Origin of the sequence: Paenibacillus sp. LHD-38, from assembly GCF_031157315.1 — a bacterium.
In the GTDB taxonomy this organism is placed as follows: domain Bacteria; phylum Bacillota; class Bacilli; order Paenibacillales; family Paenibacillaceae; genus Pristimantibacillus.
The window spans coordinates 47085-72003 of sequence record NZ_JAVIFU010000021.1; the positions used below are offsets into that span (position 1 = coordinate 47085).

A 24919-nucleotide genomic window follows, 5' to 3' on the forward strand; every position below is an offset into this window, starting at 1 on the left:
TGCTGATTCCTCCTTCAATTTTCGGTTTGTGAACCGTTTAGCTTCTCTATCCAGCCTTCCAAGGCTTCCTCCGTAATAACGCCGCGGCTTAAGCCCACCAGCGTTCTTAACGGCATATATTTGGTAAATGCCGCCCACATGTCGTTCTGAGCATCATTTCCTTCGGCAGGCATCGGCAACGGGGTATTTGTCAATAGTTCCCTTGCCGCAGCTCTGGCGCTCGGATCGGCCATCAAATCTCCGATGGTGGAATTTCGCGTATACGTTCGGGTAATGACCGTCGTCGATTGCACGACGAGCGTGTCCGACAAGACAATATCCGCCGAAGAGCGGCCGATCAGGACGGCGAACTCGCCGGTCTCGACGCGCCAATCCTTCAACTGGACGTCGTAGAAGGCGAATGAGCGTTTGTCCAGCTCGAACGTGACTTCCTTCTCTTCGCCGGGCTGCAATTCGACCTTGGCAAAGCCTTTCAGCTCCTTCTCGGGCCGGACGACTTCACTGACGCTATCCCCAACGTAGAGCTGTACGACTTCCTTGCCCGTACGCGATCCGGTATTTCTCACTTTGACGCTGACGCGAACAGTCTCTTCGTCCGTCATGTTCTTTCGGTCGATCAGCAGGTCCGAATAAGCGAAGCTCGTATAGCTGAGCCCGTGTCCGAACGGAAACAGCGGCTCGATGCGCTTGGCATCGTAATACCGATACCCGACGAACAGACCCTCCTTGTATTCGACCGTATTTCCCTCGCCCGGAAAATGCAAATACGAAGGGTTATGCTCCACTCGAACGGGGAACGTCTCGGCAAGCTTGCCCGAAGGGCTGACATCGCCGAACAGAATGTCTGCGATCGCGCCGCCGAGCGCCTGTCCTCCCAAGTAAGCCTCCAGCACCACCTTCGTCTTGCTCAGCCAAGGCATTTCAACCGGTGCGCCGTTGCTCAGGACGACGACGATGTTGTCTTGAACCTCGGCGATCGCTTCGATGAGCTTCGTCTGATTGTCCGGAATACGCAGGTGAGCGCGGTCGAATGATTCCGACTCGTAACGCTCAGGCAATCCGGCGAACACGATTGCGACGTCGGACGTGCGGGCGGCGGCAACCGCCTGCTGAACAAGCGCCGCATCAGAAGCGTCGCTCGCAAGATCGTAGCCTTTCGCGTACGTGAACGCGGCTTGCGCCCCGGCAACGCTCGCAAGCTCATCGCGGATGCGATCCACCTTCGTCGGGTTCACATGAGAGCTGCCGCCCCCTTGATACCGCGGATCCTCCGCCAGTGCGCCGATAACGGCGATGCGGCCCGACTTCGGAAGCGGCAGCAAGCCGTCTTCGTTGCGAAGCAGGACCATGCATTCGCGCGCGACCTCACGCGCTAGCAGGTGATGGGCCTCTGCGTCGTAACTGGCGACCGCCTTCTTATTGTCGACGGACATGAAGATGATGCGAAGCAGCCGCTCGACAGCCTGATCCAGCGTTTCTTCGGCCAATCGCCCGCTCCTCACCGCCTCTGCGATTTTTCGTTCGCCAATCCCGCGGCTCGAAGGCATCTCGAGCTCTAGGCCGGCGGCGAGACCGTTCACCCGATCGTTAACGGCGCCCCAGTCGGAAACGACGAAGCCGGCATGACCCCATTCGTCCTTCAGAATATTGGTGAGCAGCGTATGGTTCTCCGAAGCGAACGTCCCGTTCACCTGATTGTACGAGGACATAACGGTCCACGGCTGCGCCTTCTTGACCGCTCCTTCGAAGCTTGCCAAGTAAATCTCCCGCAGCGTGCGTTCATCGACAACCGAATTGCCGGTCATGCGGCGATGCTCTTGGTTGTTGGCGGCGAAATGCTTGAGCGAGGTGCCTACGCCTTGGCTTTGCACACCGTTAATATGGGCTGCGGCAAGCTCGGAGCTGAGGTGCGGATCCTCGGAGAAATACTCGAAGTTGCGGCCGCAAAGCGGTGAGCGCTTAATGTTCGCTCCGGGTCCCAGCAGCACCGCGACGTCCTCGGCCTGGCATTCTTCGCCGAGCGCTGTGCCGACCTTGCCGACGAGTTCGCGGTCCCAAGAACTGGCGAGCCCGGAGGCGGAAGGAAAACATGTCGCCGGGACGCTTGCGAGTATGCCAAGATGATCGCCTTCGGCGTCCGGTTTAGGACTTTGCTTGCGAAGGCCGTGGGGGCCGTCCGTAACCATGATCGAGGGGATCCCAAGCCTCTCGACCCCTTTCAAATGCCAGAAATCAAGCCCGGAACACAGCCCCGCTTTTTCTTCCAGCGTCATTTGCTTTATGAGATTATGAATGTCTCGTGCCATCTGTATCGGCCTCCTCTTTAGTTCTCATCCAGCCAAAGGATGCTCGTGACTCCGCGAGGATAATATTTGCTAAGGGCGATCTCGCCGGAGATGATTTGGTCACTCCAGCTCCACACCGACAATGTCGGATGGGTAAGCCATTTCACGTGCGCGGCGTCCGCTGCAGCACCTTTCTCGTCCTTTGGAAGTCCGAGAATTTGCCGGGCGATAAATTGACTTAAATAAATTTTGCTAAGCCACGAATTGTTGCTTGTTGATGATATTTTCCAGCCGCCGTCCGGGAACAGACAGATACCTTCCTGCAGCACCGTATCAAGGTGCCGCTTGAGCGTTTGGATGAACGGTCCGAACCGCCCGTTCGAATCGAGCGCATTCTTGCAATTCGTGAAATACGGGAAAACAAGCCCTTCGATCGCCGGAATAATTTTCGAGTCGTTCCCCTCTCCGATCACCGCTGGAATGTAGCCGTCCGGGGTCATGTGGCTGACGATTGTTGCCGCGCATTTCTCCGCCTGCTCGCCTGCAGCCATCGACAGCTCCGGTCTTCCGTTCTCCGCAAACAGCTTCTCGAGCGCAACGTAGGATGCCCAGCTTTTGCCCGCCAAATAAATGTTGTTCCTCGCCTGCCCGAGCGACACGTCTAAGCTGTCATAGGTAGTAATCTCTGCGCCGCCCATGACGCGCGTGCTGTCGAGGCCCATGATTCCGTTGCGCTGCGCCGGATCCGGATGATCGCGGTTCAGCATGCTGTCGAAGCAGCGGACGAACACGTCCATGTTCGCTTCGAGCCATTGCCGGTCCCCGGTCTGCTCCACATATACAGACGCGCAGAGCACCCAGTTGACCAACTGCTCATAGGTCATATGCGAGAAGCAGCCGCTCAGCCCATACAGCTCATACGAGGAGTAATGAGGACGCGACACTGTATTGCCCATGCCCATATCGTGGGTAAAGCTGATCCCGCCCGGATATTCGGTCTCATCACCGGGAAAGCGGACGCGATCCTCGTAGCTGAACCGCTTGACGAACATATCGAGCTCGTTCTTGACCGTCCACGGGTTCATCTTCAACTCGAAGAACAGCTGATCGATGGTCAAGTCGAACGTGTTCATCATCCGGTACTCGCCCTCATTGACAACCCAGAACGGCTCGCCATCTGCATCAAGGAACTGCGTGGAGCCGTAATAGCTACGGATCGCGTGCGCCATCATGAACTTCTGATCATCCGAAAGATGCGCCGCTTCATCGATCATCCGATTCGACTGACGGGCTTTGTCGGCAACCGCTTCGAAATTCGACAATGCGAACGCAGAGACTGCTTCGATATCTTTAAAGTAACGCGTATACCAGTAGGAGCAATCCATTCCCGCCGTCACGATGCCGGAGCGGTGGAAGCATACCGCGAACTGATACGTCCGGCGCTCGCCGGCAGGGACGTCCATGATCAAAGCGCCGACTGGTCCAAGGCCGAACGTCCAGTTCTCTTCATGCTTAGCCGTAAGAATATATTCCAAGCTGAAATAGTTCGCCGAACGAACGCCCGGGTCGGACGAGACGATCGCCGAATGCCGCCCTTGGCCGATTCCCGCGATCCCGTCGCATGTATCATCCAAACGTCGCATCGAAGTGTACGGGTCGCTGCCCTGATAGCCGAAGAACGCCCGGCGGCTGCTGTCGCCTCGAGTATTGTCGATTGTCAGCTCTGCGAGCACCGCCGGCATCAGCGCCAGCTTGAGCTCCTCATCGGTCGCAGTTGCTGGGTCCGGCACCGGCTGAGCTTGCGTATAGATCGTAAATGTCAAATCGCCGGCTTGCCAAGTATCCGTGCCCAACCGAAAATCGCGCTGAATCGCCTCTTTCGCGAACGGCTTAATGATCTGCGGCTTAAGTTTCAAATGCTGCGAGCCTTCAATGTCATACCGCTTGCTCTCGTCCTCCGCAGACTCAAAGAACGGAAGAGCCTCATAAATCCCGCTTCGCTCAGGCGATTCTACGCCGATGAATACGTTCTGGCGTGGCGAGTGTCCGAGCTCGAGATCAAGCCCGCCGCCGCTTCCTGGAAACCCGAGGGTAAAGCTGGCGAAGGCGCCGATCGGCGAATGATGGGCGTTGAAAAACTTATTGATTGTCATATGTGTTTCCTCTTTTCTTGTATGAATTGTATGTTATAAGGACCGATAGTCAAAATAGTCAAAGTAAGCCGGAGCCTTGCAGCTGGCGCCATTGCCAGTCGCATACATGCCGATATAGACGCCGGTAAATCCGCCTGCTACTTCCGTCGAAAGATAGCTGCACTCGCCTTTGCCGAATTCGACAGGCTCTCCATCCGGGTGCGAGTAGGTAAACGTATAACACTGTCTATTTGCCTTGATGCCAAGAATAATGCCAGATTGTTCATATTCGATTTCCCGCTCTATCTTCCACAGCGTTCCGATCCGCCGGCGGAAAATCAACCTTCTTTGGCCATTCGTTCGAATGACTGCAATCTCATAATGTGAGGACTCGTTCATGATAACCGTGAGTCCGGCTTCCTCTCCGTCTTCGGCTGGATCGAATTCCATGAATACGGATGCCTCGCAATCTAGATGCTGCTGTCTCCGTCCGATAAAGGCCGGAGAATACTGATCGTTCAAACTAACTTCATGGCCGAATAAAGTCAGCCATCCCGGACGTTCCTGAAGCGACCAAGAGCCATCGCGGGGGCTTCGGATAAAATTCCACTGAAACGGCAATTCTAACGAATCGAAATCTTCTCGACCGAATCCCGTATCCGATAACTGCGCTGTTGCCGCAAATGAAGGGGCCTCCATTTCCATGTCTACATGGCCGTTCCGCCCAATGATCGGCCAGCCTTCTTCCGTCCATGTAACCGGGGCCAAGAACGTCTCTCGTCCCAGATGATGGTGGTACGGATACCCGACAGGGCGTATTCCGAGAAAGACCGCCCACCAGCTGCCGTCATGCGCATGCACGATATCGGCATGTCCAGTCGCTTGAATGGGGCTTCCCGTGCTTCGATGGGTTAATATCGGATTATGCGGGCAGCTCTCGAAGGGCCCGTAAGGAGCATCGCCTCTCGCTATAGTAACCATATGGCCGTATTCGGTGCCGCCTTCGGCGATCAACAGATAGTACTTGCCGTCAATCCGGTAAAGATGAGGACCTTCGGGAAATCTGCCGCCTGTCCCCTGCCAAATGTTCCTGCGCTCCGACAGCAGGCTGCCCGTCTCCAGATCGATCTCCGCTTGATAAATGCCAGTCGGTTCGTCATTTACTGCTGTTCCTGTTACATACACTTTGCCATCTTCATCGAACAGCAAAGAGGGGTCGATACCCGGCCATTCCAAATAAACCGGATCGGACCAAGGGCCTTCCGGTTTATCGGCCGAAACGATGAAGTTTTTAGCAACTGCCACATTCGTCGTAATCATGTAAAACTTGCCTTCATGATAACGCAGAGTAGGAGCAAAAATGCCCGTAAAGCCAACCGCAGTAAATTTATGCTGCTTGCCTTCGGTCAGCTTCAGCTGGCTTTCTCTCGTTAAGCAATGGCCGATCTGGTTCCAGTTGATTAAGTCTCGGCTATGAAATATCGGCACTCCCGGAAAATATCCGAATGAACTGGTGACCAAATAATAATCTTCGTTCACTCTGCAAATGCTCGGATCGGGATGGAAGCCGCTTATGACGGGATTGACATACTTCATTGATGTATCTCTCCTTCAAATTGCTAACTGATGATTGCGTACATACCGCCTAAAATACGATCCCCAATCAACTACAGAGAGTTGATTGGGGTCGTCGTTACTCGCTTATTTATTCGATTTCGCCCATTCGTCCAACTGCTTTTGTTTCTCTGCGATAATCTTCTCGACGCCTGCCGACTTCATTTTGGCGATAAAATCCGGAAGCGCTTTATCCGGGTCGAGCGTGCCTGTTTCAAGCCCTTTTTGATATTGGTTAGTAACGTTGGTTACTGACGTAATTTCGGTCTTCACCGGATCGGCATTAAAGCTGAAGCCGAGCGCTTTGGACTTCTTGGCGTTCTTGTTGTATTCCGCCGTCTTCGTCCAAATATCCGGATCTTCGCCCTTGAATACGTACGAAACGAATTGGTTGCCCCACATCCAGCCTAGCGGCATATAATATCCGCTGTTGCTGATATTTACGCCCTCAGGGAAGTCAATCGTATTATCGGACACTTTCACGTAATGCTTGCCTTCGATACCCCAGATGAGCAAATTAATTAGATCTTTATCTTTGTAAAGCAAATCAAGCATCATCATCGAGCGGTCAGGCGTTTTCGCTTGTTGCGGAATTCCCCACATAATGCCGGTCGTCGTGAACGTCGTCGCAACCGGTTCGATCAGTTCCGCAGAAACCATCGGGAAACCCGTGTTTCGGGATTCCATCGTGTCGATACCAGGCTTCAGCGGCATTAACGAGCCGAACAGCTTGCCTGCTTTTACGAGATCAACCGACGACGTTTGGTTCGTTGCGGCATCCTTCAGCACGTAACCGGACGTGTACCAGCTTCTGAATTTTTTCATGTATGCCGCGTATTCCGGGGATTCGACATTATTGACAATCTTCAAATCGTTGTCGTAATTCGGCAGTACGCCATAAGCGTCGCCCAAACCGTCATAAGGAATATACGTTTGCATGAAAGTTGTATTACTGCCGCCTGGAGCAATTGGCGTCATATTCGGCTCTTTTTCTTTAATAACCTTCAGAACCGCCTCGACGTCGTCCAAATTTTTGATTGCGCTGACATCGATATTGTGTTTTTCCGCAATGTCCTTCCTCATCATAAATCCGAAGCTTCTGGCGAACTCCCGGACTGTCGGAACGCCGTAAATTTTGCCTTCTACTTGCGGTGTTTTGAGATATTCAGGCTCAACCGCCGCTTTGATGCCCTCGCCGTATTTCTCGAGGAGATCGTCGAGCGGGAGCAGTTGACCTTTGGCCACTTGCGACGTATAAGTCCCGAGGATCAACATCAAATCGAGCTTTTCATTGCTGGTCATCATAAGATTCGTCTGCTGATTCCAATTGCCGAAGCTAATCGGAAGGAGCTTTACCGTTGCGTTAATTTTTGCTTTGGCGATTTTGTTCACTTCGTCCTGAATGAGGTTCATATCCTTTGGCACAGCGCCGAAAATCGGAAATGCAATCGTCAGCTCTTCCGGCTCTAACGATGCCGATTCGGCTCCCGGACTCGCAGCCGGAGAGGACGTGTCCGTGGACTCGGCGTTTGGCTTAATATTATTGCCTCCCCCTCCGCATGCCGAAAGGAAAAGCGTCGTTGCCATCATTACGGACAATACTATCGTAATGATTTTGGTCTGTTTTCTCATGTTTTATCCCCTTTTTGAAGATGATTGGCGTTGCTTGCTTAAATAATAGCCTATAGATCCAAAGCGATCTAACAGTTTGCTGACTTTCTTGTTACCGCTTTTATGACTTTATTCGAACGTCAATCCCTTCTGGCTCTGCTGACGATAATCATTCGGATTCATGTTCGTGGCTTTCTTGAACATTTTGGAGAAATGCGAGAAGTTCGAATAGCCTACAGATAATGCGACACTTCCGATCGCCATATCGCTCTTGCTCAGCAGTTCCTTGGCCATATTCACTCTTTCATTCAGCAAATAATCGGTTATGGACATGCCCGTCTCTTTCTTGAAGAAACGGGACAAGTAATCGGGATGCAAATAAACGTGCTCTGCCATCTCCTCGCGGGAAAGATCGAGCTGCGCCAAATGTGCGGCAATATATTTTTTGACGCTCTCAATAACCGAGGTCGCTTCTTCCACCGCCTCCGCTTGATCCTTCGCTTTCTCGACCGTATGCCGAATCCAAGCGATCAGGTCCGTTACCGAACGCGTAGCATTCCGGGATAGCGCCAAAGATACCTCGTCGCAATACAATTGATGGGCTTGTATCCCCTTCAGATTCAGCACAAAATACGTCATCTGAAGGAAATCCTCATAAAATTGACGCAGCGCGTTCGCGTCCAAATGTTCTGTTCGCACTGAATTTTCCAGAAATTCTGTCGCTTCCGCGATTATCTTTTCTTTTGTTCCCTTCTTCAACATGGCTGACCAAACTCGCATATCCGGCAATTTAATCTGTACGGAGGAGGCGGATTCCCCGAATAAAGAGAAAACCTTGTTATTAAATGCCACGTTGTTGTTATCCAGAGCGATCAAGTCGTGGACGATAGACATAACCTCGTGCATATAACCGTCAGTTCCGATATAGCAGCATAAATCGCAATAAAAATATTGGGCGCAGGACGCAATATAAGCTTCGGCGCAGCGAACCAAATGTTCCGTGATTTCTTCGTTAAAGGTTTCGAAATAAAGGATAACGAGAATTTTCCCTCTGCCTACCGGAATCAGTTGCCCGTCCGTCACTTGCTGCACGATCATTTCTTTCGCTGAATTTTTAAGCGCATACTCCAAAATTTTTTCATCGCGCATACTCACTTGCTTATGCCAGCGCTGAACGCTAATAAGCACAGGCAGGAACGTCATCGTTTCGGAGTAGATGAGATTCCGTTGCTCCGCTGCTTCCTGGATGACCTTCTTATGGGACGGGATCGTTTGATCGAGCAAATCCATCCAGAACCGTTCCACCAGCAACGGATGATTTTGCGACCACAGCTGATTCACATGATGAAGCTCGCTTTGCTTGGATATCTTCTGCTTCGCTTTTGCAATCGCCGCTTCCAGCTCGTCGACTAACGCCGGCTTGATCAAATATTCCAGACTTCCCAATTGAATCGCCTGCTTGGCATATTTGAAGTCCTCGTGAGCGGTTAAGAAGATCGTCTCCGTCGCCGGGTGATGCTCCCTAACCCAAGTCAACAGCTCCAAGCCGTTGCCCTGCGGCATTTCGATGTCGCAAATCATAATATCGATCGGATGCTCGTTAAAAACTTGGATCGCTTGCCGCATATTGTTTGCCGTATACAGCTTGGAGATTTCGTTTTTGCTCAAATCCAAATCGAACTTCATGCCTTCAATGATGTGTTTCTCGTCATCGACGATTAATAGTCGGTACATCGTTCGCAGCTCCCGTTTATAGTTTCGAATGAATCGGCATCGTGATCTCAATAACCGCCCCTCGCGGCGAACCGTTGGAGAAAGAGATATGCGCGTCATGATCGTACAGCAGCCGCAATCTCCGCTGCACGTTCCATATGCCGACATGCTCCCCTTCCTCCGTGAATAGGCTTTCGCCTTTTTGCAGAACAGTCAGCACTTCTTCAGGAAAGCCTTTGCCTGAATCTTGGATCACGATATTCATACTTGGAGCGCCCCCCAGCTCAACGACATCAATGGCGATTGAAATATTAGTCGGCTCATCCAGCGTAACCGCATACTTAACCGCATTCTCAACAAAGGTTTGAATAACAAGAGGCGGCACATTAGTGTCCATTAGAAACTCGGGCGCATGGATGTCGCAGGTTAAACTTTCCGGATATCGCATCTCCTGAATACGGAAATAATTTCTCGTATGTTCGAGCTCTTCTTTCAGCTTCACAAAGCTCAGATTGCTCCTGAACATGTACTTGAAATACCGGATGAGGGACAGTGACATCCCTTTCATCAACTCGACATTTCCCACCTTGGCCAAATTGTACAGAACGTTCAATGAATTCATGAAAAAGTGAGGATTAATTTGCAGCTGCAACCGCAATAGCTCTTCCTTCTGCTTGCTTAGCTGCTCTTCGTAGACGTGAATGCGAAGCTCCTTTATTTGCGTCATCATATTGTTAAACGTTTCGTTCACGAGTATAAATTCATCTGAGGCGCGCTTCGCTTCAATCCGGGCTTCGAAATTCCCGCCTCGAAGACGCTTCATCGCAGCCATCAATTGGTTAAGCGGCAGCAATACCGTTCTACGCAGCAAATACAGCCCTAACGGCAGCGAAATGAGACAGGCCAGAGCAATAAGCGCTACGATTATTTGCAAATAGGGCAGCTTTTCTAGAATCTTCTCGTCGGGCACGAGCGCGACCAGGTTGAAATCCCCCTTGGCGGATGATTCTCCAACGACCAAAAAACGACTTTGATTTCCTGACAAATAATAATTTTCCATACCTGATCTCAGCTGTACTTCATTCCGATTGACAAGATCGACGTTTGTCATAGGAATTCCGTCTCGCTTCGCGAATAAAGCGCCGCCGTTAGCGCCGAAATCAGTCGTTCTGAACGGAACCATCAGCTCGTAAGCCTTGATCCCTGCGCCGAAATAGACATCCCCAGACTTATAAATGTGCATCATGTAATACGTATCTTCGATCTTCTGAACATACCAATTCTTTTTATTAAACCGATTAGGATCCGTATTCTCATTCGCCGTTTGCCTGATAACGGCGAAGATTGCCTCCTCCTCCTCAACCGTGCTTCTCTCCTGAGTGATCCGCATCAGATCGTCACGCTTCGGAGCATATAAGAAAAAGGAATCAACGGCTTTAAACATGCCGATATCGTTCGATAATTTATTGGACATTAATATTTTGCTGAAATAATAGTCATAATCCGTATTCGCCAGTTGATAGGAGACAAAATCGGAATCGGCCACCATCGTGTTATTCATATACTTGTCGATGTCCTCCAAAGCATTATCCACCTGGCTCATATAGAGAATCATCATGTTCTTATAGGAATCCGCTACCTGATTGCGAACGACCTCCGTTGAATACACGCTGTAATAAATCAATATCGCAATCAACGGGAACGTTAATATAACGACGCCGAATATTAATTTCATCCGGATCGAATTAAACGAGTACTTCCTTTTCAGATCTGACGCGTTCATCGTACCTCACTCCTAATGGAAAGAAAGCCCATTATGATCAAGCTCGTGAAAGCTTGATCATAATGGACTTGATTTATATAGTATAGCGCGGGCGGTTATTCTTTATCGATTAATACTTCAACCTCTGCATAAAACCCTCGTGTCTTTCCATCGATAAACAAATCAGAAGCGATGCTAAAGTTTCCTGATGCGCGGACATCCTGGGAGGATGCCCCAACCATGACTCCCATTTCGCCGGATTCAATCTTCCACTTCATATCCGCATCCAGGAAAGCGAATTGACTCAATTCCATGGTGAAAGCAATTGTTTTCTTCTCCATCGGCCCCAGCGGAACTCTGACGAATCCAGCCAGTTCTTTCACCGGACGTACCATGCTTGCATAGGAATCCCGAATATAGAGCTGAACGACTTCCTCCCCGAATACCTCCCCTGTATTCGTAATATCCACATAGACTCTTAGTTGTTCGTTGGGCTCATATTCGGCTTGACTAATACGCAGATTGGAATAAGCGAATGTGGTATAGGATAGCCCATGACCGAAATAATATCTAGGTTCACGCGGACAATCCACATAACCGTTCAAATCGCTCGATGTTCCTACGTTATAGCTGGAGCCGTTATCATGGTTATAAAAAATCGGAATCTGCCCGGCATTATAGGCTACCGATACAGGCAGCCTCCCTGCCGGGTTGTAATCTCCGAATAATACGTCGGTAATCGCGATCGCGCCATATTGTCCCGGATTCCAGGCTTCGATTATAGCATCGATATGCTGATCCGTCATGTCGCTTGAAATCGGTCTGCCGTCAAAATGAACGGCAACCGTCGGTTTGTTCAGATCCGCAAGCTTCTTGATGAAGCTTTCCTGACATTCTGGCAGCTGGATGCTGGTAGAATCAACTCCTTCACCCGTCGTAGCGGACATCCCCCACCCATGCTTGCCGCCTAAAGTCAATACGACAAGATCGGCTTTCGCCGCGACTGCCAAGGCTTCTTCATGCTTGGAAGCATCGCTGCCCGCATAGGCATATCCATAAGAGTAGGTCACTTCTGCCTCCGGGCACGCAAGCATAATTTGTTCCAACAAATTATTGACCCCCGGATAATACTTCTTCATTTGGCCCTCTACTGCGGACAGTTCAACCTTCACCTGACTGCCAGGATACGTAAAATGATCTCGGCCTGCACCAAACTCGTCTAAACTCAGGTTCGATATTTCCTCAAAATCGACGCCTGCCATCGTATTTCCGGTACCCAGCATATTCTCCGCCAACGTAGCGAAGGAATAACCTCCGAACAGCGATCTTGTTGAAGAAGCGTGATGACCGATCACGGCAATTTTCTGCTTGGCCCGCTTCAACGGGAGCACGCCGTTATTTTTCATCAGAATCAGAGATTGTCTAGCCATTTCCAGACCAATCCGCTCATTATTGCGGTCTGTATAAATAAGTTCGATTTCCTCTTTCGACTTTGCAAACGGATTTTCAAACAAACCTAATTCGAATTTAGCAATCAATACATTTCGGACAGCTCGATCAAGGACTTCCATTTCGACAATCCCGTTCTTTATTCGCATCATCAGTTCATCGTTATAGCATTCCTTGGAGGGCAATTCCACATCCATTCCAGCCCTTAGGGAGCGCTCGCCCGCCTCGGTTTTGCTCGCCGAGACTTTTAGTCGCGTATGTTGCTCCAAGATCGATGTGTAGTCGGATACAGTCAGGCCGTCGAATCCCATTTCTCCTCGCAGAAGATCGGTAAGCATGCTAGAGGATCCTGCCACAGCCTCACCATCAATCGAACTATAAGTATTCATAATGGATTTCATGTTGGCATTCGTAATGGCTGCTTGGAACGGCTTGGCATAGATTTCCCTCAGCAATCTTGGGGGGATTGAAGTCGATGCCGCATGGATGCCTCCCTGTGCGGCATGATAACCTACAAAATGCTTAGCGCAAGCGAGAACCCCTTCATTAAGCTCTCCATCGTTCTGAAGGCCGGATACATAAGCTGTTGCCATAGCCGACGCCAAGGCAGGATCTTCCCCATAGGCTTCTCCCTGGCGCCCGAAGCGAGAATCGCGCGAAATATCCAGTACCGGAGCGAATGCGTGCGAGGCTCCGACTGCACGCGCTTGTCTACTCGCGATTACCGCCATTTTTTTGTGCAATTGCGGATTCCAAGTTGATCCTTGCCCGATGCCGGAAGGAAAGCTTGTCGCTCCCGGAATCATTGCGCCGGTTAACGTCTCCATATGGAATAAAGCGGGAATATGGTGCTCGCTCAGTTCCATGATCTTCTTCTGTATGCGAGTGACTTTCTCAACGACAACATCTTTGTCACCCGACATGCCGGCAAACAACATGGAAACTTCGCCTACGCCTTGTGGATTGTCATTTTCAAGTTGTTCCAAGGAGTCTTTGATCGGCAGATACCCGACGATTTGCCCCATTTTTTCTTCCAAACTCATTCTCCGCAAGAGGTCGTCCGCTCTTTCCTCCGCAGAAAGCGCTGGATTTAAATATCTGATAGAATCTTCATTCATCTTCTTCTATCCCTCTCCCATGTCAGGGTACTAGAGCGCATAGGTTATCCTTTTACAGCTCCGATCGTAATCCCTTTCACGAAATATTTTTGGAAGAAAGGGTAAGCGATCAAAATCGGAATAATACCGATGACCGCGATCGCCATCTTGACTGTCATAGTAGGCAGCGCCTCCGTTGACGCGCTGGCGCCTGAGCTGTTAAACTGGCCGCTTGCCATAAACTGGGCATCCTGCAATATGCGGTTCAGCAAATTTTGAATGCTGTAGTATTGCGGATCCGTTATATAGACCATGCCGTTCATCCAGTCGTTCCAATAAGCAATCGTTTGGAAAAGTCCGACTGTCGCCAGAATCGGCATGGAAAGCGGAAGCACGATCGATGCGAAAGTCCTAATTTCCCCTGCTCCGTCTATATTCGCGGATTCGATTACCGCCATCGGTATCGACGTTTGAAAGTACGTCCGCATCAGCATGATGTTAAAGCCGTTCATCAGCAAACCCGGGATTATTAATGCCCAAATCGTATTCTTGATATCCAGCATTTGCGAGTAGATCATATAGGTAGGCACAAGCCCCCCGTTAAACAGCAGCGTGAAAAAGACGAAAAATGCCAGCACGTTGCGAAGCGGATAATCTTTGCGGGAAATCGGATAAGCCAATAAGGACGTAATCACAAGACTGACCGACGTTCCGACGACCGTAATCAGAATCGTGATGCCATAAGACCGGAAAATGTCCGAGCCTTCTCCCAGTAAATACTTGTATGCCTCCATGCTGAGCTCCTGCGGGAAAAAGGAATATCCATTGCTTACAATTTCGTTCTCAGACGTAATGGAGGAAATGAGCAAGAGCACGAAAGGAATGACGCAAGCCAAGGAAAGCAAAATCATGAAGCTATGTCCGAACCACTGCATCGCTTTATTTTCATTTTTCATGGAAGTCACCTCACCTTATTAGAACAATGCGTTTTCTTTGTTGATTTTGCGTACTAAATAATTAGATGCAATGACGAGAATAAAGCCCACGAGCGATTGATATAGACCGGCCGCAGCAGACATTCCGATGTCCCCGAGCCCCATCAACCCCCGATACACATACGTATCGATAACGTTCGTCGTCGAATAGATAGCTCCTGAATTCATCGTCACCTGGTAGAACAAACCGAAGTCGGAGTAGAAGATCTTTCCGATGCTGAGCAATGTCAACATCGTAATCGTCGGCATCAGCGACGGCATCGTAATATGCCGAATTTGCTTCCATTTGCCGGCCCCGTCCAGTCTCGCCGCTTCATAATATTCATCATCGATGCCGATGATGGCTGCGAAGAAAATAATGCTGTTGAAACCGATGCCTTTCCAAGTATGAACCAACGTCAGAATGTACGGCCAATACTTGGATTCCTGATACCAATTGATATCCTGCATTCCGAAAAGCGGAAGTATCGTTTTGTTTAGAAAACCAGTTTCCAAGCTCAGTCCCGCATAAGCCAAATAACTGACAATGACTATAGATACAAGAAACGGAAGTAAAATAATGCTCTGGTACAACCTGGACATGAACCGATTTTTGATTTCATTCAAGAGAATCGCGACCCCAATAGCCAGCGACATCCCTAGAATAATAAACACCACATTGTACAAAATCGTATTTCTCGTAATGATGTAAGCGTCCGAAGTTTTAAACAAATACTCGAAATTTTTGAGTCCGGCCCAATCGCTTCCCCATATTCCTTGAGAGAAATTGATATCCTTGAAAGCAATAACGATTCCGAACATAGGCAAATAATTATTGAGCAAGAGATAAAGCAAGCCAGGAATCGTCATCAGTGTTAGCGGAATAAACTTTTTGAATCCCCTCATTTTGAACTTTGCCGGCTTTTTGCGATTATTAATCGTGACTGTCGCTTCTGTCAAATAAATCCCCTCGTTCCTTCTTTCTGTTCCAGCTGTATTCATCATAAAGCATTGCCGAAATCGTCTCTAACGGTTTACTGACTTTCTATTATCACTTTGCTGACTTTTTATGAACAAACAAGGATGGCACAATTGGGAATGCTTCAAATATTATTCATGCAGAGCTTTTCGAAGTATCGGTGAAAAACTTGCCTAGATAGGCTGCCAGCTCTCCACCACCGTCCTCCCGTTATTAAAATAAAAATCGCCGTCCGAATCCCGACAGGAATCTTGAACGGCGACAATTTTAGAGTCATCACATAAGTGGCTTGAAAAGCTGACGGAAGGTGACCCTGGTGCGGCCTTCGAAGCCCTCAAAGGTAGCCGTTACCCGAAATTCGTGGCCGGATTCCGTTTGTCCCGACGGAGAGAACAACCCGATTTGATCATAAAACCGCAAGGTTCGTATGGTAAGCCCCGTCAGCTTGGCTATATCCCCTACCTTCCAATGTCTCTTCATGAACCATCTCCATTCTTTGGCGCTAGCTATGTATTGGTAGCTCTATTGTAAAACATTACATTACGTAAAGTTCAAGTGAAATCGTGACGCTCTACCAGAATTTTTTTGCGCCCCTGATTTTGAACACAAGCTATTGTATCTAACGGCTAAACCTCCGCCTCGGCGCTCGTTAATGCCATGTTATAAGAAATATACGCTTGGAATCCCCAAGCGTATATTCGAGTATTTTTGAAAATTTCACCCTACTTGTGATAAGGCTCACCCCGATTTATCTTCACAGCCCGATAAATCTGCTCCACCAGCACCAGACGCATCAGCTGGTGCGGCAAGGTCATGCGCCCAAAGCTAAGCTTCTGTTGGGAACGCTTCAACACCGCGGGAGCAAGACCATTGCTCCCGCCAATAACAAAAGCCACGTGGCTGCGCCCATACGTGGCTAATTTATCGAGCTGGCCCGCGAGATCCTCGCTGGACCAGAGCTCGCCTTCAAGCGCGAGCGCGACTACGTGCGCATCAGGCTTCAGCTGCGCTAGAAGCCTCTCGCCCTCTCGCTCGCACACAATCGCTTCCTCCGCCGGACTCATCGTCTCCGGCGCTTTCTCATCGGGCACTTCCGTGAGCGTAAGCTTCACGTAAGGCCCTAGCCGCTTGGCATATTCCGCTATGCCAAGCACCAAATACTTTTCTTTCAGCTTGCCGACGGCAGCGATCTGTATATGCAAACCTGACACTTCCCTTTTGCTGGCTCCAAAATTCTACTAACCTATTTGTTCATTTTTTACATCCGTTACATCTGTCATTATTCCATGTCTTACATTAATTTATATATCATTATTCTTTGTTTTACATCTCTTATGTCTCATTATTCCTTGTTCTACATCTCTTATATCTCATTATTCCACGTCACTCATGCCTTTACGCATAATTCCGCTTCATCTTCCCTAAACCACCAAAAAAGTAGCCGGCTCCACACAAAAGTCGCATTTCCGCGGCGGATCCCAATCTGCGAACTGGGTTTCCTTTAAATCGACAACATCCGGCGCATCCTCATACTCATCTACAAATCGGTCCAATGCCGTTTCCATATGCTCTTTACATACACAATACATCGTCTGCACGCTTCCTATCCTAGTTGATTGTCTTCCATTTCCTCTAAACCGCGCATACCCGCGCATTTGTTTTTACGTTTTTGTTTAAGCTTCCGTCTTACCAGTCTGTCCAAAATATCTATACACAGCATAGCAGAAAACGCCTCCCCATGTGAAGACGACAATTTTCGCACTCGACCCAAAAACAAAAAAAAGCTGCAGTGCCCAAACGGTTGCCCATTCGCACATTGCAGCATCTAGAAAAGCTTATTCCTCTTCTTCCTTCTCACCCAGCTTGAAATGCGTAACCTTCAGCTCTCCGTCCCGGTAAAAGCTAATTTCGATTTCATCACCAATCTTTTTCTGTCCATACAAATATTTGCGAAGATCCATCGTACTGGCGATCGACTGCCGATCAAGCTTAACGATGACATCGTTAAACAACAACCCTGCATCCTTAGCGGGACCCACAGCTTCGAGTACGATAACGCCGTCATAGATCTCGTCGGGCAGTTTAAGCTCTGGCAGAGCCCCTTCCGTAACGCCCTCTGCGTCTTCCTCCGTCGCTCCGCCTTCAGCATCCGGCAGCTCTCCCTCACCGGCGTCTGCAAAGCCCTGCTGCTCCCAATACTGCTCCAGATCCATCGTATAGACACCAAGGTAAGGACGCGGTACATGGCCAAGCTTGATCAAGGATTCCACTATAGGCATAGCCAGATTAATCGGAATGGCAAAGCCGATTCCTTCAACGCCGAGATCAGCTATTTTCATGCTGTTAATCCCAACCACGCGTCCGTTCAAATCAATAAGCGGCCCGCCGCTATTTCCTTGGTTGATGGAAGCGTCGATCTGGATAACCTCTTGCTCCCAGTCGTACACGCCATCCTGATTCAGCGATACCGGCACGATTTGTTTTATCTTGCTCACACTGCCCGTTGTAACAGACTCCCCTAGCCCTAATGGATTACCGATCGCAATAATATATTCAGCTGGACGCAAAGCGGATGAATCGCCAATTTCCGCAACGACATCTATATCCTTGCCATCAATCTCAAGCACAGCTAGATCTGTAATTTGATCCTTGCCGACGACGCGGGCCTCACGGGCCTCGCCGCTCATAAGAACGACCGTCACCGTATGCGCCTGGTCTATGACATGATAATTCGTTATGATGATCGCTTTGCCATCCTTCTTGCTAATAATGACGCCAGATCCGACGCCCACCTCACGCAGCGTCCCCTTTTCCTCCGAACCCTCAGGAAGCGCCTCGCCATTGCCGATCCCTAGTGCAAACATCTGTTGATTAATGACGCTTACGACGGCCGGCCTTACTTTCGCGGAAGCTTGTATGGGACGCTCGAGCGGATCAATCGCTTGAACGCCGCCAGCAGTCGCTACTGTACCTGCGCCATTGCCGGTACCCCCGCCGCCTCCAAAAACAACGCCGAACAACAACGTAGCGGCAACCGCGCTTGTAATCGAGGATACGAACGCAATGCGGACATTGGACCATTTACGCACGCCGCTTCTATATGGAAAAACAAAGTCTCTCTTCTTACTCTCGCGAGCTGCACGCTTGGAAACTTTGGTCGAGTAAAAATCGTCGTCGAATAAGCTCATGACTATCGCTCCTCTCGATGTCTGAGACATCAAGACTATTTTTTTCAATCTAGGAATGTTTTCGGAAGAAATGACTAAAATAATAATAGATTCGAACGTTGCAAAAAAAATATTTCTTTTTGTTTGTAAATAGTCGATCCGCCAAAGGAGAGTTGCTAAGATGAAAGCGAAAACCCCCGTTGCATGGGAGCATGTGCTGCTTGCTGCAAAACTAGCAGATTTGAAGGATGACCATTATCGTACCGTTCTGACCTTAAGCGCTATGCTAGAGTTATTCATAGATAAGGGCATTCTAACTAGAGAAGAGCTAAGCGCCAAAGCCGATGCACTCGATGCCCAGCTGGAATCGGTTATTTCCGCTTCACTTCATCCCATGGCGTAGGCTTATCGTGGTACGTTGCCCGCAGCGGATGCTCCTCTTTCTTATAAAATATTCCGTGATCCTCCAAGATAGTATTCACGGTCAGCATCGCCAAATCCATTAAGTTATGATCAAGGCTCAAGTGAGCCAAATAGACACGTTTCGTTCGATCCGTCATGAGCTCCAGCAGCGCTTCGCCTGCTGCCACATTGGATAAATGGCCGACATCGCTCAATATCCGGCGTTTTGTATTCCAGGGGTAGCGGCCCATCCTCAGCATCTCGGTATCATGATTCGCCTCCAGCACCAGAACATCCGAGTCGATAATGTGGCGCTTGACCTTTTCGCTGACATAGCCAAGATCGGTCGCCAAACTTAGCTTTTCGCCGTTCTCAACGAAGCAATAGCCAACAGGCTCAGCCGCATCATGCGAGATTGGATAGGACTGCACGGCCATTGAACCAAAGGTTACTTCTTCGCCCGTTTCCATAAATACGCGTTTCTCTGGGGCAATCGTGCCGACATGTCTTTCCATTGCGGCCCATGTTGCCTCGTTTGCATAAATCGGTAAATCATACTTGCGGGCAAAGGCGCCCAAGCCTTTAATATGATCGGAATGCTCATGCGTAACAAACAGCGCGTCCAATTGATGGCCCGCCACTCCCCGCTCGCGCATGAGCTCATCCAGCTTCTTTGCGCTCATTCCTGCATCGACAATGACCATCTTCTCGTTTCCTTGAACAATTGTCGCATTGCCGGTTGAACCGCTCCCCAAAACCGTAAATCGAAGTCCCATAATGCTCTTTCCTGTCCCTTCTCCCGCTCCCGTTAACGTAAACCGTTCGCTGCCGCTTCCCCTTGCTCTTCATCCGTTGCAACCTCGCCGTTAATCGCATGCACATAAAATAAATGGCCGTCCTCCAGCATGACACGCCATGACGGTGCGGATACTTGTTTCTCCGAATCAAAGATCTGACCTTTATAGCCCAGCTGAATATCAGAAATGACCGCCCCATCCGGCAAATAGGTCTCAATCAAGCTCGCCACGACCTTCGCTGCAGGCAATACCTGCTTCGCTTCGCCGGATCCAAGCAGCTCTACCCGGTCCTGAAGGAACGAAATGATTTTTTGGTCGCTGATATACAGCATCAGCTTCACATCAAACATCGGACGCCCGTCTACGACCCGGTAGAGGACAAATTGATCCACGCTGCTGTTCAACAAATCAAACTCATATTGGTCAAGCTCGGGGATATGATCCCCAAGCGTCTTTAATAATTCTTTTTTCGAATAAATAATTGTGCTGTCTACCGGCTTGTCCAAAATAATCGGCTCTGCGTTTTTTCGGCTGTCGGAGTGCAAAATGTAGGGTAGATCCCCCAGCTCCGGCGTTTCCAGCGGCAGATTGGCTTCAAGCGAAATACGTTTTTGCTGCATAAGCAGCACCTTATCCTGCGGCAGCTCTGCCGTGTTAACGTTCACGTTCAGCTGCTCTCTAATATCCAGCCAAAGCTGATACCCCAGCAATATATTAAGCAGCAAAAACGAAATAATAAGCACGGTTTTCGCTCTTCCCCAATCCACCCGCCTTCACCTCCGACCGTCCATAATCTCGCTATTTCCCATCTCCGAAGAAGCGCTGATTTGCTCCGCTGCCAGACAATGCCGCTGCTCCCGCTCCGAGCGCTGCTGTTGCCGAGTCCGTATCTGCGCTGCCGCCGTCAACCGAACCTTGCGCAGACGAATCCAGCTGCTGATCAGGCGGCTCGTAGCCATTCGGATACGCAGCTGTCAGCATTTCTTCCGTACCATCCTTCAAGCGGACTGCCCAAACGGGAGTGAGCCGGAGCTGTTTCTCATCAACCGGCGCTGTTTGCAAAGCCGGGAACAAGGCAGTGACCTCGTTGCGGTTTTTGTAAGCTTTAAGAATTTCCTGCAGCTCATCGCCACCCGGCAGCCACCGCACGCTTCGGGATTCCGACTGCGGGCCCAGCGTAATGAGCGATCTTGAATATTCCGTTACAACGCCTTGCTGGAGAGTAAGCTTCATATAGCCATACCGGAACGGCGGCGTCTGAATAACCGGATACTGCTCCACATACTGCTTGAACCTGATATCCTTGCCTTCGCCCCCAGAGACCGCGTTCACGAACCGGTGTACGCCATCCCATCCGCCATGCTGGTTTACAAAGTCCACAGATGCATATACATTATCGCTTAACAGGTTTTCTGTAATTTGCGGCGCACTCGGATCGGTATAGCTGATCCATTTGCCGTTTTGCTCAACCTGCAAGCCACGTTTGCCATCTGTGTAAATTTGTGAGCCACCTCGGTCTTCCAGCGCTCTTGTCGTGCTTGGATCAAAAAACAAGCTTCGCTGCATCAAATCCGGCGAGTAGGTCTCGTATGGAAAGAGCATTTCGGTTGATTGAAGCGGTGTAAGCGGGATATAGAGGCCGTCACCCGTCATGGAATATTTCGGCTGATACTGCCCGAAGCCAACGTAATCCTGCACGTCACGTACCGTCAAATCCGCGCGAACCGATTCGTAGACCATTTCGCCGTCTGAACTAAAGAAGAAGGTTCGGATTTCCTCCGTACCGGTCGTCTTGAATATCCAGATCCGGTCAATCGTCTCGTTCAAAAACAGCAGATCTCCCTCCAGCTTCAACAGCTTTTGCAGAAGCTCCACCGGAATACCGTTTTCGAACCGCAGCTCGATCCCGATATCATTCTTTCGAATTTCTTCCCAGTCCAGCACATCCGACGGGCTCCGCTGGAACCCCTTAAATTCTCTACCCTGAATACGCTGATTAAGAATCATCTCGTAGAACTGTGTGCCTGGATAAATAACGGTATGCTTATTTCCGCCCAAATGAATGACAAGCTCCTCCGGAAAAATAACGCTCTCTACGCTCGTTGCCGTACCTATCAGCTCGGAATTGACGTAATCCTGGTCGCTTCTCACCGTTGCGCCGAGGCCGGGCATGCTGTAAGCCAGCAAATAACTTTGCAAAAGGCTCAGTGCCACAAGAACAATAAGCATGGTTGTCTTTATTTTTTCCCTCATGCCGGCACACCCCCTTCCTGCAGCAGCGGGAGTGTGAACGTAACCGTTGTTCCTTCATTAAGCTCGGAATGCAGCGAAATTGTACCGCCATGTGCCTTCACAATTTCCCGGGCAATCGAAAGTCCGAGACCTGTACCGCCCATATTGCGCGAACGTGCCTTATCCACCCGATAGAACCGGTCAAAAATACGATCCAAATCCTTTTTAGGGATCCCGATTCCCGTATCCTTAACGCTGATCGCCAGCAATGCCGAATCTGCCGGGGTCATCGCCGTTAGCTCAATGGTGCCGCCGTCCAGCGTGTATTTAATCGCATTGGAAAATAAATTATCTAGCACTTGGTCAATTTGGTCACGATCCAGCCAAGCTGATTCAAGCCCATAATCCACGCGAACCGCAGCCTTGATAGACTTTTGTCTAAGCTGGAATGAGAACCGGTCGGCTACCTCGTCCAGCATGTCATGCACATTGGTCTGCCGCCGGCGGAGCGGTGCTTGATTCGAATCAAGCCGCGAGAGATGCAGCAAATCGGTAACGAGCCTAATCATACGTTCCGTCTCGTTGCGGATAACGCCGACAAAGCGCTCCGACAGCTCCCGCTCCTCGAGCGCACCGTCATTGAGAGCCTCTGCATAGCTCTTGATTGTCGTTAGAGGGGTACGCAGCTCATGTGATACGTTTGCTACGAACTGACGTCGCGATTGCTCCAGCTTCTCTTGCTCCGTTACATCCTGAAGTACCGCAATAGTTCCCGTTATCCCCTTGTCACGGCGATGAATCGGTGTAAAAGTCGCCCGCAGATGTCCCTCGTCGCTGACGTTCATATCCTGCTCATCCATATTCCGCTCAATTAGCAGTGTCTGGCCCCGCCCTTGCTGAAGCTCGTCCAAACGCTGCTCCGACAAATCGAAAAGCTCAGATAATAAAAGCCCTTCAAAGGTGCGTACATCAAGAAGCTCCAGTGCCCGCCTGTTCCATACAATGACCTTGCCGTTCTCGTCAGCCGCAACGACGCCATCGCTCATATTCGATAGAATGGAAGCCAGCTTCTCATTCTCCTCTTCATTAACCGACAGCGCTTCCTTCAGCCTAATCGTCATATCGTTAAAAGCGACACTCAGGCTGCCGATTTCATCATCGCCAAGCACCGGAACCTGAAGATCGAATTTCCCCTGCGCGATTGCCTCTGCTTGCCGCGTCAGACCCTGAATCGGACTCGTAATGGTGTGTGCCAGCAGAATGCCCAGCACACCCGTAAGTCCCAGCGCTATCAACGTCCCCGAAAAAAAGATTTGATTGACCCGGTTCACCGTTTCATAGAGCTCATTCATAGACGCTACGACATATACGACCCCGACCACCTTGTTGTCGTTAATCGTCACCGGCTGCGCAATCATCTTCTTGCGCGTATTATCTTCATCAATAATTTCTTGTTCGTTGTCGGTTATGTTTTGGAGTGCCCTGCTCACGGCCAGCGACTTGTTCTTCTGGCCGATATATGACTGGTTGCCCTGGACAGAAGTTGCTACCATCTTGCCGTTCGAGTCCAGCACCTGTACCTCAGCGCCGCTGATACTGAACAGATTGCGTACCACAAGACTAAGATCCTCCGTCGTGCTTTCTGATGAATCGCCTTCGGTATCCGGCTTAGCCGCTAAGCTCGGAGCAGCAAACTTCGATAGAATATCGGCCTGCTCCTTTAAATTTTTGGTGAAGCTGTCGATCAGCGAGTTTTTTACCGTGCTGATGAAATAAACGCCAATCAGCTGCATCGCTACGAGTATAAGCAGCAAATAGATAATGACCAGCTTAACTTGAATGGTTCGGAAGAAGCTCTTGCCCTTCATCCTACGCGAAGCCCCCAGACTTGGAATTGCGCATCATATAGCCGAGACCGCGCCGGGTCATAATGTACTCCGGACGGCTTGGATCATCTTCGATCTTCTCACGGAGTCTCCTAATCGTAACGTCGACTGTCCGCACATCGCCAAAATACTCGAATCCCCATACGGCCTGCAGTAAATGCTCGCGCGTCATGACCTTACCGCTGTTGCGAGCCATATAATAAACGAGCTCGTACTCCCGATGAGTCAGGTCGAGCGGCTCGCCATCCTTGTATACCACGTACATATCCGTATCGATAAACAGATTGAACAGCTTAAAGCCCTGCTGTTCCTGCTCAGCAGGCCCGCCTGCCGCACTCGCATGCTCATCGCCGATTGCTCCCGCCGCCGGCTTCTGCTGTCTGCGCAAATGCGCCTTAACCCGGGCAAGCAGCTCCCTTGTACTGAACGGTTTTGTTACATAATCATCAGCGCCCAGCTCAAGACCAAGCACCTTATCAATTTCCGTATCCTTGGCTGTGAGCATAATAATCGGCATTTGCAGCTTGGCCCGCACTTCGCGGCAAACATCCATACCGTCCTTTACCGGAAGCATGAGGTCCAGCAAAATCAAATCCGGAAGCTCTTCAAACGCAAGGCGCACCGCTTCTCCGCCATCGAAAGCGCAGATGACCTGATGCCCTTCCTTCTCTAAATTAAACTTTATAATATCGGCTATCGGCTGTTCGTCATCGACCACTAATATTTTTCCGTGCATCGCCACACCCGCCCGTCGCTTGTCCTTTGTAAAAATACAAGAATTGATAAGTTTTAATTTTCCGTCTTATTGTCTTCTTATAT

At 49.9% G+C, this 24919-nt stretch carries 18 protein-coding genes and 1 pseudogene; 1 reads left to right on the forward strand and 18 read right to left on the reverse strand.

Annotation, left to right across the window (positions count from 1 at the left end; genetic code table 11):
* Positions 1–14: 14 nt before the first annotated feature.
* The 13 genes and pseudogenes from RCO25_RS18630 to RCO25_RS18690 all read right to left on the reverse strand — a co-directional run bounded on the left by RCO25_RS18630 (position 15) and on the right by RCO25_RS18690 (position 18804).
* The gene (locus RCO25_RS18630) at positions 15–2306 is read right to left on the reverse strand and encodes a beta-glucosidase family protein (protein WP_308997640.1); all 2292 of its coding nucleotides are present in this window, start codon (positions 2304–2306) and stop codon (positions 15–17) included.
* Between the two features lie 17 nt (positions 2307–2323).
* Positions 2324–4438 (reverse strand): glycoside hydrolase family 52 protein, encoded by a 2115-nt coding sequence (locus RCO25_RS18635; protein WP_308997641.1) that lies wholly within the window; start codon positions 4436–4438, stop codon positions 2324–2326.
* A gap of 33 nt (positions 4439–4471) precedes the next feature.
* The gene (locus tag RCO25_RS18640; RefSeq protein WP_308997642.1) at positions 4472–6013 is read right to left on the reverse strand and encodes a glycoside hydrolase family 43 protein; all 1542 of its coding nucleotides are present in this window, start codon (positions 6011–6013) and stop codon (positions 4472–4474) included.
* A gap of 105 nt (positions 6014–6118) precedes the next feature.
* Positions 6119–7663 carry an ABC transporter substrate-binding protein gene (locus RCO25_RS18645; protein WP_308997643.1) on the reverse strand — a complete coding sequence of 515 codons (1545 nt, stop codon included), beginning with the start codon at positions 7661–7663 and terminating at the stop codon, positions 6119–6121.
* 108 nt (positions 7664–7771) lie between these two features.
* Positions 7772–9376, reverse strand: coding sequence for a response regulator (locus RCO25_RS18650; protein ID WP_308997644.1), 1605 nt, complete (start codon positions 9374–9376; stop codon positions 7772–7774).
* 16 nt (positions 9377–9392) lie between these two features.
* Positions 9393–11138 (reverse strand): sensor histidine kinase, encoded by a 1746-nt coding sequence (locus RCO25_RS18655; RefSeq protein ID WP_308997645.1) that lies wholly within the window; start codon positions 11136–11138, stop codon positions 9393–9395.
* A gap of 95 nt (positions 11139–11233) precedes the next feature.
* The gene (locus RCO25_RS18660) at positions 11234–13684 is read right to left on the reverse strand and encodes a glycoside hydrolase family 3 N-terminal domain-containing protein (RefSeq protein ID WP_308997646.1); all 2451 of its coding nucleotides are present in this window, start codon (positions 13682–13684) and stop codon (positions 11234–11236) included.
* 44 nt (positions 13685–13728) lie between these two features.
* Complete coding sequence (locus RCO25_RS18665) at positions 13729–14619, reverse strand: carbohydrate ABC transporter permease (protein ID WP_308997647.1); 891 nt, start codon at positions 14617–14619, stop codon at positions 13729–13731.
* An 18-nt stretch (positions 14620–14637) separates the two neighbouring features.
* A complete protein-coding gene (locus tag RCO25_RS18670; protein ID WP_308997702.1) occupies positions 14638–15543 on the reverse strand; it encodes an ABC transporter permease in 906 nt (301 codons plus the stop codon).
* 433 nt (positions 15544–15976) lie between these two features.
* Positions 15977–16096 (reverse strand): annotated as a pseudogene (locus RCO25_RS18675) (MerR family DNA-binding transcriptional regulator); the annotation flags it as partial.
* Between the two features lie 242 nt (positions 16097–16338).
* On the reverse strand, positions 16339–16818 hold the full coding sequence (gene rlmH, locus RCO25_RS18680; protein ID WP_308997648.1) for a 23S rRNA (pseudouridine(1915)-N(3))-methyltransferase RlmH: 480 nt from the start codon (positions 16816–16818) through the stop codon (positions 16339–16341).
* Positions 16819–17037: 219 nt separating this feature from the next.
* Positions 17038–17205: a CxxH/CxxC protein gene (locus tag RCO25_RS18685; protein ID WP_183563336.1), complete on the reverse strand. Its 168-nt coding sequence runs from the start codon at positions 17203–17205 to the stop codon at positions 17038–17040.
* Positions 17206–17451: 246 nt separating this feature from the next.
* Positions 17452–18804 carry a S1C family serine protease gene (locus tag RCO25_RS18690; RefSeq protein ID WP_308997649.1) on the reverse strand — a complete coding sequence of 451 codons (1353 nt, stop codon included), beginning with the start codon at positions 18802–18804 and terminating at the stop codon, positions 17452–17454.
* A 160-nt stretch (positions 18805–18964) separates the two neighbouring features.
* On the opposite strand from RCO25_RS18690, the gene RCO25_RS18695 reads away from it, so the two are divergent.
* Positions 18965–19186, forward strand: coding sequence for a hypothetical protein (locus RCO25_RS18695; RefSeq protein WP_308997650.1), 222 nt, complete (start codon positions 18965–18967; stop codon positions 19184–19186).
* Here the strand turns inward: RCO25_RS18695 and RCO25_RS18700 are convergent.
* The 5 genes from RCO25_RS18700 to yycF are packed head-to-tail and all read right to left on the reverse strand — an operon-like array spanning position 19155 to position 24836.
* Complete coding sequence (locus tag RCO25_RS18700) at positions 19155–19961, reverse strand: MBL fold metallo-hydrolase (RefSeq protein ID WP_308997651.1); 807 nt, start codon at positions 19959–19961, stop codon at positions 19155–19157. The two genes, RCO25_RS18695 and RCO25_RS18700, sit on opposite strands and share 32 nt — an antisense overlap.
* Positions 19962–19993: 32 nt before the next feature.
* On the reverse strand, positions 19994–20749 hold the full coding sequence (gene yycI / locus RCO25_RS18705; RefSeq protein ID WP_308997652.1) for a two-component system regulatory protein YycI: 756 nt from the start codon (positions 20747–20749) through the stop codon (positions 19994–19996).
* A gap of 31 nt (positions 20750–20780) precedes the next feature.
* Positions 20781–22235: a YycH family regulatory protein gene (locus tag RCO25_RS18710; RefSeq protein ID WP_308997653.1), complete on the reverse strand. Its 1455-nt coding sequence runs from the start codon at positions 22233–22235 to the stop codon at positions 20781–20783.
* Positions 22232–24082, reverse strand: a complete 1851-nt coding sequence (gene walK / locus RCO25_RS18715) for a cell wall metabolism sensor histidine kinase WalK (RefSeq protein WP_308997654.1) — start codon at positions 24080–24082, stop codon at positions 22232–22234. The genes RCO25_RS18710 and walK overlap by 4 nt, the downstream gene beginning before the upstream one ends.
* A gap of 1 nt (position 24083) precedes the next feature.
* Entirely contained in the window at positions 24084–24836 is a 753-nt protein-coding gene (gene yycF, locus RCO25_RS18720) for a response regulator YycF (RefSeq protein WP_308997655.1), read from the reverse strand.
* Between the last annotated feature and the right edge of the window lie 83 nt (positions 24837–24919).

Excerpts from the sequence above, each read along its gene's own strand:
- RCO25_RS18630 (WP_308997640.1), bottom strand. The coding sequence starts at position 2,306 with ATGGCACGAGACATTCATAATCTCATAAAGCAAATGACGCTGGAAGAA.
- RCO25_RS18635 (WP_308997641.1), bottom strand. The coding sequence starts at position 4,438 with ATGACAATCAATAAGTTTTTCAACGCCCATCATTCGCCGATCGGCGCC.
- RCO25_RS18640 (WP_308997642.1), bottom strand. The coding sequence starts at position 6,013 with ATGAAGTATGTCAATCCCGTCATAAGCGGCTTCCATCCCGATCCGAGC.
- RCO25_RS18645 (WP_308997643.1), bottom strand. The coding sequence starts at position 7,663 with ATGAGAAAACAGACCAAAATCATTACGATAGTATTGTCCGTAATGATG.
- RCO25_RS18650 (WP_308997644.1), bottom strand. The coding sequence starts at position 9,376 with ATGTACCGACTATTAATCGTCGATGACGAGAAACACATCATTGAAGGC.
- RCO25_RS18655 (WP_308997645.1), bottom strand. The coding sequence starts at position 11,138 with ATGAACGCGTCAGATCTGAAAAGGAAGTACTCGTTTAATTCGATCCGG.
- RCO25_RS18660 (WP_308997646.1), bottom strand. The coding sequence starts at position 13,684 with ATGAATGAAGATTCTATCAGATATTTAAATCCAGCGCTTTCTGCGGAG.
- RCO25_RS18665 (WP_308997647.1), bottom strand. The coding sequence starts at position 14,619 with ATGAAAAATGAAAATAAAGCGATGCAGTGGTTCGGACATAGCTTCATG.
- RCO25_RS18670 (WP_308997702.1), bottom strand. The coding sequence starts at position 15,543 with ATGAGGGGATTCAAAAAGTTTATTCCGCTAACACTGATGACGATTCCT.
- RCO25_RS18685 (WP_183563336.1), bottom strand. The coding sequence starts at position 17,205 with ATGTATTGTGTATGTAAAGAGCATATGGAAACGGCATTGGACCGATTT.
- RCO25_RS18690 (WP_308997649.1), bottom strand. The coding sequence starts at position 18,804 with ATGAGCTTATTCGACGACGATTTTTACTCGACCAAAGTTTCCAAGCGT.
- RCO25_RS18695 (WP_308997650.1), top strand. The coding sequence starts at position 18,965 with ATGAAAGCGAAAACCCCCGTTGCATGGGAGCATGTGCTGCTTGCTGCA.
- RCO25_RS18700 (WP_308997651.1), bottom strand. The coding sequence starts at position 19,961 with ATGGGACTTCGATTTACGGTTTTGGGGAGCGGTTCAACCGGCAATGCG.
- RCO25_RS18710 (WP_308997653.1), bottom strand. The coding sequence starts at position 22,235 with ATGAGGGAAAAAATAAAGACAACCATGCTTATTGTTCTTGTGGCACTG.
- walK (WP_308997654.1), bottom strand. The coding sequence starts at position 24,082 with ATGAAGGGCAAGAGCTTCTTCCGAACCATTCAAGTTAAGCTGGTCATT.
- yycF (WP_308997655.1), bottom strand. The coding sequence starts at position 24,836 with ATGCACGGAAAAATATTAGTGGTCGATGACGAACAGCCGATAGCCGAT.